Annotated in this window: 15 protein-coding genes; 2 read left to right on the top strand and 13 right to left on the bottom strand. The window is 59.8% G+C overall.

Features of this window, described 5'->3' with window-relative positions:
- Positions 1 to 22: 22 nt before the first annotated feature.
- The gene (locus H6A20_RS02860) at positions 23 to 658 is read right to left on the bottom strand and encodes a histidine phosphatase family protein (RefSeq protein WP_204905655.1); all 636 of its coding nucleotides are present in this window, start codon (positions 656 to 658) and stop codon (positions 23 to 25) included.
- Positions 659 to 788: 130 nt separating this feature from the next.
- On the opposite strand from H6A20_RS02860, the gene H6A20_RS02855 reads away from it, so the two are divergent.
- Positions 789 to 1,268, top strand: coding sequence for an S-ribosylhomocysteine lyase (locus H6A20_RS02855; RefSeq protein WP_204905654.1), 480 nt, complete (start codon positions 789 to 791; stop codon positions 1,266 to 1,268).
- 63 nt (positions 1,269 to 1,331) lie between these two features.
- Here the strand turns inward: H6A20_RS02855 and H6A20_RS02850 are convergent, their stop codons facing one another.
- From H6A20_RS02850 to H6A20_RS02835, 4 genes are read right to left on the bottom strand one after another with little or no spacing between them, the layout of a single operon-like run.
- Positions 1,332 to 1,904: a DUF5662 family protein gene (locus H6A20_RS02850; protein ID WP_204905653.1), complete on the bottom strand. Its 573-nt coding sequence runs from the start codon at positions 1,902 to 1,904 to the stop codon at positions 1,332 to 1,334.
- Between the two features lie 38 nt (positions 1,905 to 1,942).
- Positions 1,943 to 2,578, bottom strand: a complete 636-nt coding sequence (locus tag H6A20_RS02845; RefSeq protein ID WP_204905652.1) for a TraX family protein — start codon at positions 2,576 to 2,578, stop codon at positions 1,943 to 1,945.
- Positions 2,579 to 2,581: 3 nt separating this feature from the next.
- Positions 2,582 to 4,276: an alpha-amylase family glycosyl hydrolase gene (locus H6A20_RS02840; RefSeq protein WP_204905651.1), complete on the bottom strand. Its 1,695-nt coding sequence runs from the start codon at positions 4,274 to 4,276 to the stop codon at positions 2,582 to 2,584.
- A 21-nt stretch (positions 4,277 to 4,297) separates the two neighbouring features.
- Positions 4,298 to 5,320 (bottom strand): sugar ABC transporter substrate-binding protein, encoded by a 1,023-nt coding sequence (locus H6A20_RS02835; protein WP_204905650.1) that lies wholly within the window; start codon positions 5,318 to 5,320, stop codon positions 4,298 to 4,300.
- 173 nt (positions 5,321 to 5,493) lie between these two features.
- Here H6A20_RS02835 and H6A20_RS02830 point away from each other — a divergent pair, with 173 nt between their 5' ends.
- Positions 5,494 to 5,793: a DUF1292 domain-containing protein gene (locus tag H6A20_RS02830; protein ID WP_204905649.1), complete on the top strand. Its 300-nt coding sequence runs from the start codon at positions 5,494 to 5,496 to the stop codon at positions 5,791 to 5,793.
- Here the strand turns inward: H6A20_RS02830 and H6A20_RS02825 are convergent.
- The 8 genes from H6A20_RS02825 to grdC all read right to left on the bottom strand — a co-directional run bounded on the left by H6A20_RS02825 (position 5,790) and on the right by grdC (position 15,675).
- Entirely contained in the window at positions 5,790 to 7,643 is a 1,854-nt protein-coding gene (locus tag H6A20_RS02825) for an ATP-dependent helicase (RefSeq protein WP_204905648.1), read from the bottom strand. The genes H6A20_RS02830 and H6A20_RS02825 overlap by 4 nt on opposite strands.
- 3 nt (positions 7,644 to 7,646) lie before the next feature.
- Positions 7,647 to 9,107, bottom strand: a complete 1,461-nt coding sequence (gltX, locus tag H6A20_RS02820; RefSeq protein WP_204905647.1) for a glutamate--tRNA ligase — start codon at positions 9,105 to 9,107, stop codon at positions 7,647 to 7,649.
- Entirely contained in the window at positions 9,104 to 9,859 is a 756-nt protein-coding gene (locus H6A20_RS02815; protein WP_243426103.1) for an SIR2 family NAD-dependent protein deacylase, read from the bottom strand. Before H6A20_RS02815 ends, gltX begins: the two co-directional genes overlap by 4 nt.
- Positions 9,860 to 9,922: 63 nt before the next feature.
- Positions 9,923 to 10,411 carry a threonine/serine exporter family protein gene (locus H6A20_RS02810; RefSeq protein WP_338106560.1) on the bottom strand — a complete coding sequence of 163 codons (489 nt, stop codon included), beginning with the start codon at positions 10,409 to 10,411 and terminating at the stop codon, positions 9,923 to 9,925.
- The gene (locus H6A20_RS02805; protein WP_204905646.1) at positions 10,408 to 11,640 is read right to left on the bottom strand and encodes a GNAT family N-acetyltransferase; all 1,233 of its coding nucleotides are present in this window, start codon (positions 11,638 to 11,640) and stop codon (positions 10,408 to 10,410) included. The genes H6A20_RS02810 and H6A20_RS02805 overlap by 4 nt, the downstream gene beginning before the upstream one ends.
- Positions 11,641 to 11,708: 68 nt before the next feature.
- Positions 11,709 to 12,836: an InlB B-repeat-containing protein gene (locus H6A20_RS02800; protein WP_204905645.1), complete on the bottom strand. Its 1,128-nt coding sequence runs from the start codon at positions 12,834 to 12,836 to the stop codon at positions 11,709 to 11,711.
- A 128-nt stretch (positions 12,837 to 12,964) separates the two neighbouring features.
- Positions 12,965 to 14,122 carry a glycine/sarcosine/betaine reductase complex component C subunit alpha gene (gene grdD, locus H6A20_RS02795; protein WP_204905644.1) on the bottom strand — a complete coding sequence of 386 codons (1,158 nt, stop codon included), beginning with the start codon at positions 14,120 to 14,122 and terminating at the stop codon, positions 12,965 to 12,967.
- A gap of 14 nt (positions 14,123 to 14,136) precedes the next feature.
- The gene (gene grdC / locus H6A20_RS02790) at positions 14,137 to 15,675 is read right to left on the bottom strand and encodes a glycine/sarcosine/betaine reductase complex component C subunit beta (RefSeq protein WP_204905643.1); all 1,539 of its coding nucleotides are present in this window, start codon (positions 15,673 to 15,675) and stop codon (positions 14,137 to 14,139) included.
- Positions 15,676 to 15,743 lie beyond the last annotated feature (68 nt).

The raw sequence follows: 15,743 nt of genomic DNA, 5'->3' as shown, positions 1-15,743 counted from the left end.
CTTCTCTTTGTCTCTTCTCATTCTATTTCGCCCAGGGATCCACTTTGTCCTTATAGTACACCACATTCTCGGACAGGATCCGGAAGCTGCCGTCTTTTGCCTCTACCTCCGTGACCGCACAGTTTTTGTGTACGCCCACGCCCCAGTAGTCCGCAAGGGGCGCCCTGCGTATGTAGCAGAGAAGTCCCGCCAGCGCAGCGCCGTGTGTGGCGAGGAGGATCTGCCCGTCCGCATACTCCGGCCGGCGCGCCAGTTCCTCCAGGAAAGCGCCCGTCCTGTCCCGCACCTGCCCGAAGCTCTCGCCGCCCTCCGGCGCCTCGTAGCGGTCCGGCCCGTCAAAAAAGCGGTGGAAATTCTCCGGCAGCTCCCAGTTGTCGCCTGCGCAGCACTTCCCCTCATACACGCCAAAGGACATCTCCTCCAGCCGGGGCTCGTCGATGACCGGCACATCCCGGCCGGCCAGGATGATCTGCGCCGTCTCCTTCGCCCGGGACAGCGGGCTTGTGAAGCAGGCGTCAAACCGCACGTCCCGAAGCCCTCTGGCCGTCTCCCTTGCCAGGTGCCTTCCGAACTCGTTGAGCGGGATGTCCACCTGTCCCTGGATCCTGCGCGCTTTATTCCAGTCTGTCTGTCCGTGGCGGACGATGTATATCTTCATATGCCACACCTCCGTTTTGCACTTCTATACTATAGCATTTTTAGGCATGCAATTCAACTTCCTTTGCGCACGGCCCGGAATTCATGGTATAATTGGACAGATCGAAAGTACAGAAAGGATGGAATATCGTATGGAAAAAATCACAAGCTTCACCATCGACCATATAAAACTGGTCCCCGGCGTGTATGTCTCCAGAAAGGATATGGCGGGGGACTGCGTGGTGACCACCTTTGACCTGCGGATGACGAGCCCCAACGACGAGCCTGTCATGAACACCGCGGAGGTCCATGCCATCGAGCACCTGGGCGCCACCTTTCTAAGGAACGACCCGGCGTTTAAGGACAAGGTCCTCTACTTCGGCCCCATGGGCTGCCGCACCGGCTTCTATCTTTTGCTTGCCGGGGATTACAGCTCCGCTGACATCGTGCCCCTGCTGCGCAGCATGTTCGCCTTTATCGCCGGCTACGAGGGGGAAATCCCCGGCGCCTCCGCAAGGGACTGCGGCAACTACCTGGACATGAACCTTCCCATGGCAAGGTACCTGGCCAGAAGATACGTAAAGAACGTGCTGGAGAACATCACAAAGGAGCAGATGGTCTATCCGAAGTAGGCCTCGCACGCAAAAGAAGGGCAGCCGCAGCCGCCCTTCTTTCTTTTTTATCTTTGTCCTTTTCTACTCTCCCGGCCTGTATTTCCGGTTGTAGGGGAAGTCTTTTTTCAGCACCACATTCCGGATGTAGGCATACGTCGCATCCTCCCCGTCCCGGGCCAGACGCTTTAAAAGATCGTGGAGCAACTGCGCCGTCTCCGGGTGGATCATGTTGCCCAGCTTCGCAGCCCCCCGCTCGTAGTACTCCAGAGGATGGGTGTCCCGGTAATTCTCCTTCTGGTACGTCCTGGAGGCCGAGACGCGGTCCACAAACATCTCCGCCACATACCGGGCCGGCATCTTCATGCCGATGATGCCCTCGTCCTTCTCCATGCCATAGTCGATCCAGTACTCATAGTGGTGCTTGTTCCGCCCCTTGTGGTGGAGCCAGGCGGCCGAGTATCCCTTCGCCTCCCGCTCCGCGTTGTTGGGGCTCCTCGTCCCCTGATAGTACCGGCACCCCACAAGGAACTCCGTGGGGGAATACTTCGACATGTCATGGAGGAGGCCCTGCCTGTAGAGGCCCAGTTTGAAGCACCCCTTCATGACAAGGATCTTATGATGTGTGATCGTACAAAAATGTTCCCACGCCTTCATATCTGCTCTCTCATACTTCCTTCACTCGATCTTTTCTCTCACCGGAGCAGCCTGCCTGCCGCATACAGCACAAGGAGATGCGCCGGATAAAATACATAGAAAAAATATTTCATGCTCCTGCCCCGCTTCCCGCTGTACAGGGCAAGCGGGAACATGGCAAGGGCGCCGAACCGCTGGACGGGCACCGGCCAGAGAAAATTCCACAGCGCCCCGAGAAGGAGCCCTGCCGGCGGCCGCGACCTGCCTATATAGAAGAACAGGACGAGCAGCACGCCCCGGAAGCCGTAATCCGCCCCCAGCGCCTCCGCGAACCACATGGCGAGGAAGACCTCCAGCATGCGCTCCGGCCATCCGCTGCTCCTCTCCAGCGCCAGGAGGAGCAGGAGGCTGATAAAGAGGGTAAAAAACACATTCTGCCGCTGGGGGTTCCACCATGTCCCGGACAGCGCCAGGTCATAGGGAATCTCCGACAGGAGCGCGAAAACGCCCAGCCTGGCCAGGTATCTGTACAGGTCCGCCGTGTGGAAAAAGCCTTCCGTCAGAAGGAACGCAAAGATGGGAAAGGCAAGCCTCCCGACACAGATAAAGGCCTCCTCGCCGGGAAACAGGACCCGGCCGGTATGGTCGGCCGACATGCAGAGGATGGCGAGCCACTTCAGCCAAAAGGAATCCATCCCCTATTTCCCCACAAAGACAGCGATCGTCCGCTCGGAGAGGAACGCTCCCCGCTGGTCATCCAGGAGTTCTTCCCCGCTGCGGATCCCCTCCTTCGTGTCCGCTGCCAGGTACCACTTCTTCCCCTTCGGCAACGCCGGGAGGGCAAAGCTGTGATCCAGCCAGTGCATGTTGTAGGCGACGAAGCAGTCCGCATCCCCGGCCATCTTCCCGCAGTAGTAGACGCCCAGCTGCCGGCTGGACACCTCGGACGGCGTCTGCCACGCGTACGTCCCGTGGTAGGACACATCCGGCACCCCGCAGCTTAGCTGGTCCATGCCCAGGAGCTCTTTTTCTTGGGCAAGCACCGGGTGCGCCTTCCGGAACGCGATCAGGTCCCGCACAAACCTGAAGAGCTTCCTCTCCTTCTCCAGCCGGCTCCAGTCCAGCCAGCCCGTCGGATTGTCCTGGCAGTAGGCATTGTTGTTGCCCTTCTGGGTGTTCCCGAACTCATCCCCCGCCAGGAGGCAGGGCGTTCCCTGGGCCAGGAGCACGAGGAAGAAGGCATTGCGCCTCTGTCCCTCCCGCAGCGCCGTGACCGCCTTCTTCCTGCTGGGACCCTCCGCCCCGCAGTTCCAGCTATAGTTGTAGTCCGGCCCGTCCTGGTTGTTCTCCCCGTTCGCCTCATTGTGCTTGGCGTCGTAGGAGATCAGGTCGTTCAGGGTAAACCCGTTCTGATTTGTAATATAGTTGTAAAAGCCTTCCGCACCTGCCTGACGGCGCAGCCAGTAGATCACATCGCCCACCATGCCCTCGTCGCCCTTCAGGAAGCGGCGCATCACATTCTGGAATCCCGTCTGGTGCTTCAGAAGCTTCATCCCCGCCAGGAGCGGATCCCGGTAGACGCCGTCCGCCGGCGTCACATCCGGATTCAGGATGAACCCGTCCACATGGTACTCGGTCATGTAGTGGCGCAGGCAGCTCTCCATGAGGATGCGGGGCGTATCCCCCTCAAAGGGCATCTCAAGGACCACCTCGATCCCCGCCCGGTGGCAGGCCTTCACCATGTCCTTCAGCTCCGTGACCGGATCGCCGGCCGCGTAGGACGCCCGGGGCGCAAAGTAGTACCCGGGCCCGTACCCCCAGTAATTCAGATACTTGGGAGAAGGTTCAAACTCATAGACCGGCATGCACTGGATCTGGTTGATCCCCAGTTCCGTCAGGTAGGGGATCTTCTCCGTCAGCCCGGCAAATGTGCCCCTGTGTCTGACACGGGAGGACGCATGCTTCGTAAAGCCGCGCACATGGAGGCTGTAGGCCACCGTCCGGTGCATGGGGACAGCGGGTCTTGCGTCCTCCTCCCAGTCGTAGTCGTCCAGATAGAGGGCGCCGCGCACCCCGCCGTCCTCTGCATCTTCCCACCTGTCAAACTGCCTGGTCCCGGACAGCTTCTTCGCGTAGGGATCGGTGACGATCTCCCCGCCGATCCGGTAATTGTACTCGTACTCCTGCGCCGGCAGGTCCGCAAGGGCGAGGAACCGCACGTCGCCGGTCTCCCGGCAGGCCGGCATGTCAAAGCAGGCCGCCGGCTCCTTCTCCCCCTTCCTGTAAAGAAGAAGCTCGCACGTCTTTCCCCGCGGCGCCTCCACTGCAAAATTCACTCCGTCCTTCCTCACATCCGCTCCCAGCGGCAGAGGCCTGCCCTCTCTTCTGGTCATAGTCCTTCCTTCCTGCTGCTCCTACTGCCAGCCGTCTGCTCCATACATGTCCACGTTTTCCGTGGTGATCATATCAATGATGTCCACATAGTTTTCCTTTTCATAGTCCCCGCCGTCCAGGACCGCCAGCGCGATCTCCACGGCCTCCTTGCCCATGTTGATGGGGGACTGGGCCGCCGTGCCGGCAATCTGGGTCCCGGTCTTTAAAAGCTCCTTCTTGATGTCCGGCGATCCGTCCACCCCGTAGATGACCACGTCGTCCAGCCCGAGCAGGTTGACCGCGGTCTGGGCCCCCACCGCGATCTGGTCGTTGCCGCACATGATGGCCGTCACGTCCGGATGCTCCTCCAGGGCTGCTCTGGCCAGCTCCAGCGACTTTTCAAACATCCCGTCCGTATTCTCCCGGGCCACGATCTCAAACCCCGGATCCGCGCCGGAGATGGCCTCCTCAAACCCGGTGATGCGGTCGTTGATGGAATTCTGGGTGGGGCACTCCAGGAGAAGCACCTTTCCCCCCTGGGGGCACCGCTCCACAAGCGCCTCGCCGCACATGCGCCCCGCCTCCTGGTTGTCGGAACCCACGTAGGCGTCCACATAGTCCATCTCCTTCACCTGGGTGTCCACGTTGATGATCTTCACCCCGGCCTCCTTTAACTCCTCCAGGGAGGGGGTGATGGACTCCCAGTTGACCGGACTTAGGAAAATGGCGTCGATGCCGTCCCCGATCATCTGGGTGATCTGGGACCGCTGGGTCTGGGCGTCCGTCCCCGGATCCATGGTGATCAGGCTGTCGCCGTTCTCCGTCACCGCCTCCCGGATGGAGTTCTCCAGGGTGATAAAATACGGATTTTCCATGTCAATGGCGCTGAAGCCGAAGGTGTAGCCGGTGTCCTCTTCCTGGTCCTCCCCGTCAGTCTCCTCCTCATCTTCCTCCACGACAGGGTTGTCCTCCGGACTTCCCACATTTTTCTTGCTGCATCCGGCCGCCGCCAGTGCAACCACGAGAAGCACGGCGAGAAATGCCGCGAACTTTCGGTTTTTCATATGTTGAATCCTCCTTGACCGTCCTTGTGACTTCCATGCATTTTACTCATACTTAATTCATATTTTACTACATTTTCCGCTGTTTGACCAGACCGGCTTGCTTTTGCCGCCACTCTTATGGTAGAGTAAGGGCAGAGGAACTCTCTGAAACATATCATAAAAGGAGAAGAACTATGAAAGAGCAGCAGAACGAAGAGATCACCGTAACACTGACACTGGATAATGACGAAGTGCTCGAGTGCGCCGTTCTCACCATCTTCGAGGCGGGCGGCCGCCAGTATATCGCTCTCCTTCCGCTGGATGAAAACGGCGAGGAAGAGGGGGATGTATACATCTACCGCTACATTGATACAGACCCGGAGAACCCGGATCTCGAGAACATTGAAGACGACGATGAGTACGAGATTGCCGCCGACGCCTTCGACGAGTGGCTTGACGAGCAGGAATTTGAGGAGGACCTGGACGCCTTCTAGACGCCCTGCCTCTTTCGGAGGAGAAGCTCCTCCACAAAACGGGAAGGATCCGCATCCTTTCCGTTTTTTTCTTTCACATAGCTGATGACCAGCCGCTCCTTCGCCCGCGTCATGGCCACGTAGAACATCCGTCTCTCCTCCTCGATCTCCTCCTTGAGCGATGCCTTCCTGTGGGGCGTGACGCCCTCGTTGGCGCCCAGGATAAAGACTGTGTCGAACTCGAGTCCCTTGGCGCTGTGCATGGTCATAAGCCTGACGCCCTCTGTGTGCTGCTGCGCCGTCTTCTGCTGCTCGCGCAGACGTCTCCCGTACTCGTCCGTGTACCGGAACCACTCCTCCATCGTCTGAAACCGCTTTGTGCTCTCTTCGATCTGCTCCAGGATCTCGAAAAGGTCTTCCTCCCCGGTCCGGTGGATCTTCGCCCACTCCCGCAGATAGTCGTCGTAACCGATCCGCCTGCGTATATACTGGACGGCGGCGTAGGGCGTCTTGTTCTCCATCATCTTTATGTCCCACTCAAACTGGTCGATGCGGTCCTGCATCCACTCCTTATCGCAGTAGAACCGGCGCAGGTCCTCAAAGGATACTTCCCGGTTCTCCATGCTCTCCCGGCTTATGTACCGCTTCGGGCAGTTGGCAATATCCAGGAAATGCTTCCGGCTGCGGCTGCCTGAAGCAAGCTCCATGTAGCTTCGCATATTCCTGCCTATAAAGTGCTCGAACACATTGCGGATGTGCTCCCGCATGGCAAAGGGCATGTGCTGCTCCATCATCCGCCCGGCCAGGATCCCCGCGTCCAGATTGGTCCGGAAGAGGACAGCCATATCCTCCGGCTTAACCCCCTCCTCCATCCGGCTGCGGATGGCCCCGATGATGTAGTCCGCCTCCTGGGTTGGGCCTTGCACTTCCTGGACATGGACAGGCGCCCCCTTCCCCTTGACCGTGCGGAGCTTCTTCGGATAGCGGTCCCGGTTGTGTCCGATGACCCGCAGGGCGCCGCCCAGGATAAAGGAGGTGCACCGGTAGTTCACATCCAGGAGGATCCGGCGTGCATCCGGATAATCCTTCGGGAACCCGAGCATGATGCCTGGCCTTGCGCCCCGGAACTGGTAGATGGACTGGTCGTCGTCCCCCACCACAAAGAGATTGTTCTCCGGCAGGGCCAGCATCCGGAGCACCTCGTACTGGACCCGGTTCACGTCCTGAAACTCATCCACCAGGATGTAGCGGAACTTCTTCTGCCACATTTCCAGGATGTCCGGCCTTGTCCGGAACAGCTTCCAGCAAAGAAGGAGCATGTCGTCGAAATCGATCCAGCGCATCTCCTTCTTCTTTTTCTCGTACAACTGGCAGATCTGATGAAAATGCCCGGGGCATACCTGGGACTCATACCCGGCCAGGGAGAGGCCACTGCTCTTTACCTTCCCGATCTCAGACAGGATCCGGTCCACATAGTCCTTCTCATCCTCCACCTCCAGGTCCATGCCAAGCTGCGGCAGGGCCAGGATCTGCCGGATCATGTCCCGCTTTTCCTCCTCCGGGAGGATGTTGGCAGAGGTAAGGCCGTAGGCCCACTTCAGGATCCCGTAGTAGATCCCGTGAAACGTGCCGAAGGTGACCGGCGCCGGAGCGCCGTCGGACAGGGCGCGGAACCGCTTCTGCATCTGGGCCGCCGCGTGCCGGGTAAAAGTAATGACCAGAATTTCTTCTGGTCTTACTTCATACCTCTCTGTCAGATATTTGATCCTCGCGGCGATGGTGAGCGTCTTCCCGGATCCCGGGCCCGCCAGGACCATGCAGGGTCCTGTATGGTGACAGGCAGCGCTCTGCTGCGCCTTATTCAGATGCATCCCCTACCTCTCTTCCAGTCTGACGATCCCCTGGCGGATCCGGCGCAGGGACTCCTCTTTGCCCAGCACCTCCATGATCTCCGTGGCGCCGCCCGGCGTGTTCTGCCTGCCGGACAGGGCGGTGCGCAGGGGCCACATCACGTATCCCACCTTGAAGCCCTTCTCGTCCACATAGGACTTCAGCGTCTCATAGAGGGCGTCGTTGCTGTAATCTTCCTGCGCCTCTAGAAGCGGCAGCGTCTCCTTTAACACGTCCAGCGCCTTCTCCTCCGTCACTTTCATCTTCTTGTGGCAGTACAGGGAGAGGTCGTACTCCGGAAGTTCCTCAAAGAAATCGATCTGCTCCCGGATGTCCGGAAAGATCTCGATCCTCGTCTTCACCAGGGCTGCGATCTTCTTCAGATCCTGCCCCTTCGTCACCACGTCCCGGATGTACGGCTCCGCCATCTCGTAGAACGTGTCAAAGTCCATGGCCTTCAGGTACTCCCCATTCATCCATTTCAGCTTCTGTACGTCAAATACCGCGGGGGATTTGCTCATGTGGTGGTAGTCGAAGGCCTTCACCAGTTCCTCCAGGGAAAAGATCTCCTGGTTCCCCTCCGGGCACCAGCCAAGGAGCGCCACATAGTTGACAATGGCCTCGGATACAAAGCCCTGGTCCAGCAGATCCTCGTAGGAGGAGTGGCCGCAGCGCTTGCTCAGCTTCTTGTGGTTCTCGTCCGTGATCAGCGGGCAGTGCACGTAGACCGGCACATCCCAGCCGAAGGCCTCATAGATGCGGTTGTACTTCGGCGCGGAGGACAGGTACTCATTGCCACGCACCACATGGGTGATCCCCATGAGATGATCGTCGATGACGTTGGCGAAATTGTAGGTCGGGTATCCGTCAGACTTGATGAGGATCATGTCGTCCAGCTCCTCGTTGGGCACGGTGATGTCCCCGTAAATGTCGTCGTGGAAGGTCGTGGTCCCCTCTGCCGGCATATTGATCCGGATCACGTAGGGCTTCCCGGCCGCCAGGTTGGCCTCGATCTCCTCCCTGCTCAGATGCAGGCAGTGCTTGTCGTAGACGACGATCTGCGTGCCGTCCTCGGACACCCTGCTGCGCAGGGACTCCAGCCTCTCCTTGTCACAGAAACAGTAGTAGGCGTCGCCCTGCTCGATGAGCTGCTTCGCGTACTTAAGGTAAACGCCGGTCGCGTTCCGCTCGCTCTGCACGTAAGGCCCCACGCCCCCGTCCTTGTCCGGCCCCTCGTCGTGGACGAGGCCCGTCTTCTGCAGGGTCCTGTAGATGATATCCAGCGCGCCCTCCACGTAGCGCTCCTGGTCCGTGTCCTCGATGCGGAGGATGAAATCCCCGCCCTCGTGCTTTGCGATCAGGTACGCGTAGAGCGCTGTCCTTAAGTTGCCCACATGCATCCGGCCTGTCGGGCTGGGTGCGAATCTTGTTCTTACTTTACTCATTTTCTGTCTTTCTCCATTTCTGTAATAATCTCTGCCAGCGCGTCGTCCACCCGGCTCTGCCAGAAGATATCCGCGCCAGCGTTGGAGAAGTGGTCTTCTCCGTCTATGACGATCAGCTTGTTCCCCTCGTAGTAGCCCGTCAACTGGCTGCAGAGGAAGGACTTCAGGTTCGTCCCGAGCACGAGGAGCACATCCGCCTTCTGCATCTCGGTGGCCGCCCGCGTGATCACCTGGTTGTCCACCATCTCCCCGAAGAGGATAACGCCCGGCCGCACCGGCTGCCCGCACGTCTCGCACAGGGGGATCTTCTCTGTGTTCCTTATGTATTCGACCGGATACTCCCGGCCGCAGTGGGCGCAGTAATTCCGGAAGATGCTGCCGTGAAGCTCGATGACGTTCCTGCACCCGGCCCGGGTCGGCAGATGAAAGAGCCGCCTCGTGATGATCGTATGGAAGACACCCTCCTGCTCCAGCCGGGCCATCTCCAGATAGCCCTTCCCCGGCGGGATATCCACTGCAGAGAGGAGTTCATTCCTGTAGAAATCATAGAACTGCTGCTTGCGGGTGGAAAAAAAGGCGCTGGAAAAGATCTCCTCCGCGGAGTACCCGTACTTCTCCTCGATCCCGTAGGACTCCCCGCCGTCCCGCACCACCGGGTATCCGTTCTCCTCCAGCATGCCCCGGCCGCTGAGGACCACCGTGTACCTGCTCTCCTTTAGCATCCCGCAGATCGTCTGTGCAATGTTTGACATAAGCTCCGCCCCCTTTGCCTCTTTTTTGTTGTAGTCTATTGTACCACATTCAATTTATGACACTCAAGCCCCTTTGGCATTTCTGCGCATAAACCAGCGTTTTTTCCAGTACCTGGGCTGGAAGAACTCGCGGGGGATGGACACGATGAACACGATGCCCAGCACGATGGCAAAGGCCACCTTCAGCGCCCCCAGCCCTCTCTGGGCCGCCTCCCCAAGCTGGTTCGTCACAAGGTAGTAGGCGGTGTAGTAGACCCCTGCCCCCGGCACGAGGGGGAAGATCCCCGAGATCATGAAGATGGTGATCGGGCACTTCATCTTCACCGTCAGGATCCTGGACAGAAGGACCACAACAAGAGAGCCCGCAAACGAGGCCACCGCCGCGGAGGACCGGGCGGAAACAAGGCAGTACGTCACCCACCCCATGGCCCCGACAAACCCGCAGCTTACGTAGAACCGCTTCGGCACGTTGAAGAGGACGGAGAACGCCACCGTCCCCAGAAACGGGCAGATAAAATTGATCACAAAATTCCGTGCTATCTCTCCGATCACAGGCTGATCCCTCCCATCGTATTGGAATACACGCCAAGGGTAAAGCCGACGCCGATGGCGATATAGACAAACACAAGCAGCGCGTCGATCATGCGCACCGTGCCGGACAGAAAGTCGCTGTCCGCGATATCCCGGATCGCGTTGGTGAACGCCATGCCGGGGACCAGGGGCATGATGGCCCCGATGATCATGCCGTCCAGCTTAAGGGGCATGGGGAACAGGCGCTGGATCAGCAGGGCCTGGGCCGTGATAAAGGCGCCGCCGGCAATGTTCACCAGGATCTTGGACATGCGGTGCCGCTTCGCCAGCAGGACCCACAGGTAGAGGATGCAGCCGATGACGAAAGCCATGACGCTCTCCAGAACGCCCGCCTGCAGAAGGAAGCCAAAGCAGCCGCTGCCCATGCCGGCGGCCAGCACCTGGAGATACCACTTCTTGGGCGGGATCTTCTCGATCTCCTCCAGCCGCTCAAAGGCCTCGTCCACCCCCACCTTCCCGGCTGAGATCTCCCGGGACAGTGTGTTCACCGCGTCCACGACCTCCAGGTGGGAGCTGGACAGCGGGATGTGCTTCACCCGCGTGTAGGTGTCCCCATCCGGCAGCTTCACGCTGATGATGATGCCGTGGCTGAGGGTGAACGTGTCCACATTCTCCACGTGGAACCGCCGGCAGATGTGGCAGATGGTCTCCTCCACGCGGAAGATCTCGCCGCCGTTTCGCAGCAGGATCCGGCCCGCCTCCAGCGCCAGGTCCGCCGCCCGCTTCGGGTCCGTCGCCTTCGTGAGGTCCTTTTTCAGGTACACCATATCCGTCAGGCGCACGCCCCCGTCGTAAAGGGGCTCCCGGTAATTCTCCGTGAAAAACCCCGCCGCGATGTGGGAGTGGACAAACCCGCAGCGCTCGTAAAAGCCCACGGTCCCCGGCACGTTCCCGGTCCCCACATACATGGTGCGGCACCGGTAACTGTACTTCTCACACACGTACTTAAGAAGCCTGGATCCGTACCCCTTCCCCCGGGACTCCTCCCGGACGGCCAGGTTCTTCAGCTCGCACCTGCCGTCTCCGGACCGGACGACCACGCAGACAGCCTGCGCCTCGTCCTCGTCGTCATATAACGCAAACATATCCCCAGCGTCCAGATAGCGTTCTATCATGTCCTCCTGGGGATCTGCTTCCAACAATAATTCAAGATAGTATCTCTTATGCTCTGTGATCTGGTATATCTTCATGCCGCTGCGCTCCGCCCTGTCATCCTGTACATTTACATCAGCTTATTATAACACCAACCATCCGGAAATTACAGAGCTTTTTCTCCGGTTTTTGTGTACAAAATTCCGTTCACACTCATGTACGCCGGATTTTCCGGATGGACTTCCACGTAGACCTCCTCTCCCAGGTCCCCGAAGGCGCCCGGCTCAATGCAGGTGATGCCGGCCGGTATGTAGATCTCCCAGACGCCGGCAAGACCGGCAAGCGCGCCGCTTCTCACACCCGTGCAGCCCGCATCGGACGGGAGGACCAGCAGCCCGTCGTTCAGCCGCAGGTCCGTGTACCCGGTGATACAGCCCTCCGCGTCGCAGGCAAAGCCCGGGAAGTCCGTCCATCCCGCGTAAAGTTCCAGACAGAGTTCCCCGGGCGCCGCGCTCTCAAAGGGCACAGTGCAGGCGGGATCCCGGTACCAGCCCGCGAAATCCTTGCCGGGACGCACCGGCTCCGCCATCTCAGGCAGGCGGTAATCCCTGAGGGAGACCGTCCCGGCGGACAGTGCGCCTCCGTTCCCGTTCAGGTGCGCGCTGTACTCCGCCACCCCGTAAGGGACGCGGATCTTCTCTTCCCCGACCGTCACGGTCAGGAACTTCTCACCCGCCGACGAGGTGTCCCAGCCTTCCACCAGGCAGTCTGCAAGCGCCGTCTCCGCCCCTGCAGCCGACACGGACACGCCGCTGTAATCCGGCAGGCTGCCGACGCAGTAGTCCGTGCGCAGGCTCCCCGTAAGGACAGGTCCCTCCGGCGCAGGCGCCGCCGGGGATGCGTCCGTTTCCTCCGTATGCGCAGACTCTTCCGCCGGGCCTGCCGCTGCGGGAGAGGCGCTCTGCACCATCGCCGGTTCCAGTGCCTGTTCTAAAGACCCGGGATCGCTGGCCGCGCTGCCGGCAGGGACCGCCGGATCATCTTCCATCCTGCTTATCAGGACTGTTCCCGCTGCTTCCGGGATCTCTGTCGCATCTGTGAGCGCACTGTCTGGTGAGACAGAATACAGCGCCGGGGCTGTTTCCGCTCTGCCCGCCTCCTCCCAGGGCAGTACAGACAATGCCGCTGCCGTCACAAATACGGCCAGCACCACCGCAAGCATCCGCCTCGCCGCAAGTTTCACATCCTCCCGGCGGGGCGTCTCCATCATCATGATCATTGCATATGCTTCCATGAGGATTATTATAGAGTCGCCTGTTTCCCCGCACAATATCCGCGCATGAAAAGAGAGGTGACGAATCAGCACCTGATCTGTCACCTCTCCATATACAGCATAGATCTGCCGGTTTTTTTGGCCGCCCGTTAGCCGATGTAGCCTGCTTTCTTCAGCTCCTCCTGCGCCTTCTCAAAGTTCGCGTCAGACACAAGGATGATGGGCCCGGTGCAGCCCATGCCGCTCTCCGCGTAGATGCCCTGCTTCCAGAGCGCCTTCACGCCGTCCTCCAGATCCATGATCTCGATCCCTGCGATCTGGGATGTAACCGGCTCCTTCGCCGGGGCCTTGACGTCCTCCTCAGCAGCCTGCGCCGGCTTCGCCGCCGCTTTGCGCTCCTCGAGGAGCTCCTTTAAGCCGGCCTTGTTGGCCGCCTCAAACTCCGCCTTCGCGATGTCGAAGACTTTGCCCTCCAGGAGCTGCTTCGCATAGCGCAGCGCCCCTGTGATAAGGGGAGCGCCGGAAGCCCGGGAGATGATCAGCACGAGCTGGTCGTACCCTTCGCCGATGCCGGGGCCGTAGCCGTAGCCTGTGGCCTCAAAGCTGCCTCCTGTCGTGAAGGAGGAGAGCATCTTGATGAGGATGTTGCCGGACAGGGAGTCGCACACCATGATGTCCGGGGATCCCTGCAACACATCGTTGCCTCTCATGACGCAGCCGCCGTCCGCCCTCGCGGATTCTGCGAACGTGATGTCATACCCGTTGTCTTTGAGCTGCTTTAACGCCTTCTCCGTCTGGCGGGCGCCGTCCACGTTGAGGATGCCCACGGTCGGGTTGGCTTTGCCGCACGCCTTGGCGGCGATGATGCCGTACACGGCGTTCTTGATCATGCCCTCGATGCGGTCCGAACTGGATGTGCCTGTCGTCGTCGCGACAAACATCTCCCTGCCCTTCGCCGGGGTCACGGCGCGGCCCACAGTGGACACGCCGATGGGGAACGGGAAATGCATGGTGACAGCGGCGTCCACTTCCTTATTCTTCAGAAGCTCCTCCATCTTCCTGTGGCCTTCCTCTTCGTCCGCCACTTTGACGGTGGTCACGCCCTCTGCCTCCAGCGTGCCGATGTAGTACACATCAATCCCCTCTTTTGCGGCAGCCACAGCGGCCTCCATGGAGTTCTCCTCCCCGTGCTCGCTGCCCATGCCCGTGAGGGCGATCTTCGGCTTTCTTCCGAAATGTCCGCTCTCCAGTCCCTCTGCCATGTCCATAAAGGTGGAGGCGATCATTTTCTCAATACTGTTTGCCATGATCCACCCCTCCTTTACTCTGCCAGCAGGGAGGCTGCGAATTCCTTCATTGCCTTCGCGATCAGGCCCTTTACTTCCTCTTCCGACACGCCGGCCTGCGCCTTCTGCTCCTTAGCTGTGTTGCCGTGGATCACAAAGGAAACGCCGTCGAACAGGTTCGTCATACGGCCAAGGAACAGGCTGCCCTTGCCGATGATCATCGCGTTTTTGATGGTGCCGGCCAGGATGTCCTCTCTGGCAACGCCGATGTAGGGCACGCCTGAGGGGATATGTCCCTGGGTGGGAGCCCAGCCTGTCAGGCCGTGCTTCGTCGTGAACTCAGCCAGCTCTTTTCTGTCCAGCTCGCCTCTCTTCACTGCCAGGGCGCCGATCATCTTGTAGTTCGCAAGCGGGACATCGCCTGCGCCCGCCGGCTTTGTGATATCCGGATTCTGCATCTCCGGTGAGTACTTGTCGATATCCGGGATCTTCATGCCCGCCCGGTCAAGGGGATCTGCCACAAGGCTTCCGATCACGGCCTGCGGCGCGGATCCTGTGCCGACTGTGTGGCGTCCCAGCAGGTCGAGGTCGATCTCCGGGTTCACGCCGTCGTTCTCAGAGATGACGACAGCGAAGCCTCCCAGGCAGTCCTCCAGGATGGGGAGCCCCTTCTTCACATGGTCCTTGCCGTTCATGCCAAGCTTGGCCGTGCAGCCGCCGCTTGTCACGACAACCGTCTTGTACGCGCCGGACTTCACCAGCGCCGCCGCCTCGATCACCGCGTGGGTGGGGGCTGCGCAGAAGCCTCTGGCATCGGATCCGGTGGCGTTCACAAGTCCTGCCACCTCGGCCGCCGCCTTGGCAAAGTTGCCGCCGCCTCTCTGGTTCATGTCGCCGCACGCCTCCTCGGCACAGTCGATGACATACTCCACGTCCGCCTTGTCGATGCCGGCGTTGCGGATCGCATAGAGAAGGGCCAGCACGCTGGACGCCTTGCTCATCAGGTTCTCGTGCATCACATGGGCGGAGAGGTTCTGGTCGATGTCGTGCGCCGCCTTCACGCAGCCCACAAGCTGCCCGTCAAAGTAGAGTCCCTCTGCGTGCTCGTCATTCACGAAATGCTCGATCTCAGAGAGCTCCACACCCTCGTGCACTCTCTCCACGATGTCGCTGCTGATGACCGGATCCGCCGCAAACGCATCTCTGTGCGCTGCCACAAACCCCTTCTCCAGCCGTACGACCTCAAACATGTCGCTTGCCTGCACAAGGAGAAGGAACTCCTCCTCCGGCATGATCTCGCCGAACTTGCCGTAGCGCTGCGCCCCTTCCATCTTCTTGTCATACCAGGGGAACTCTACCTTGGCCAGCTCCTCCGGATGGACGTTTCCGATGTAGGTCTGGTTCGGCCAGTAGGCAACCGCATCCTCGTAGGAGCGGAGCTTTTCCGGCACCTCTTTGAGATATTCAGACTCGGGGTTCACGATGCGCTCCGTCGTCTGTGTCGTTCCGTTGTACAGCACCATATCCGGCGTATGTACTAAAATATAACTTGCCCCTTTGATCACACTGTTCATGGGTCTTTCCCCTTTCCTTCATAAAAAATTTGGTAAAAAAACGAGGCGGCGGGGTAACACCGCCCCGC

Origin of the sequence: Mordavella massiliensis (assembly GCF_016901695.1) — a bacterium.
Lineage (GTDB): Bacteria > Bacillota > Clostridia > Lachnospirales > Lachnospiraceae > Claveliimonas > Claveliimonas massiliensis_A.
The sequence above is the reverse complement of the archived record's forward strand: the minus strand, read 5'-3'. Positions and strand labels throughout refer to the sequence as shown.

Coding starts and splice junctions, on each gene's coding strand:
- H6A20_RS02860 (WP_204905655.1), bottom strand. CDS start 658: ATGAAGATATACATCGTCCGCCACGGACAGACAGACTGGAATAAAGCG.
- H6A20_RS02855 (WP_204905654.1), top strand. CDS start 789: ATGGAAAAAATCACAAGCTTCACCATCGACCATATAAAACTGGTCCCC.
- H6A20_RS02850 (WP_204905653.1), bottom strand. CDS start 1,904: ATGAAGGCGTGGGAACATTTTTGTACGATCACACATCATAAGATCCTT.
- H6A20_RS02845 (WP_204905652.1), bottom strand. CDS start 2,578: ATGGATTCCTTTTGGCTGAAGTGGCTCGCCATCCTCTGCATGTCGGCC.
- H6A20_RS02840 (WP_204905651.1), bottom strand. CDS start 4,276: ATGACCAGAAGAGAGGGCAGGCCTCTGCCGCTGGGAGCGGATGTGAGG.
- H6A20_RS02835 (WP_204905650.1), bottom strand. CDS start 5,320: ATGAAAAACCGAAAGTTCGCGGCATTTCTCGCCGTGCTTCTCGTGGTT.
- H6A20_RS02830 (WP_204905649.1), top strand. CDS start 5,494: ATGAAAGAGCAGCAGAACGAAGAGATCACCGTAACACTGACACTGGAT.
- H6A20_RS02825 (WP_204905648.1), bottom strand. CDS start 7,643: ATGCATCTGAATAAGGCGCAGCAGAGCGCTGCCTGTCACCATACAGGA.
- gltX (WP_204905647.1), bottom strand. CDS start 9,107: ATGAGTAAAGTAAGAACAAGATTCGCACCCAGCCCGACAGGCCGGATG.
- H6A20_RS02815 (WP_243426103.1), bottom strand. CDS start 9,859: ATGTCAAACATTGCACAGACGATCTGCGGGATGCTAAAGGAGAGCAGG.
- H6A20_RS02805 (WP_204905646.1), bottom strand. CDS start 11,640: ATGAAGATATACCAGATCACAGAGCATAAGAGATACTATCTTGAATTA.
- H6A20_RS02800 (WP_204905645.1), bottom strand. CDS start 12,836: ATGGAAGCATATGCAATGATCATGATGATGGAGACGCCCCGCCGGGAG.
- grdD (WP_204905644.1), bottom strand. CDS start 14,122: ATGGCAAACAGTATTGAGAAAATGATCGCCTCCACCTTTATGGACATG.
- grdC (WP_204905643.1), bottom strand. CDS start 15,675: ATGAACAGTGTGATCAAAGGGGCAAGTTATATTTTAGTACATACGCCG.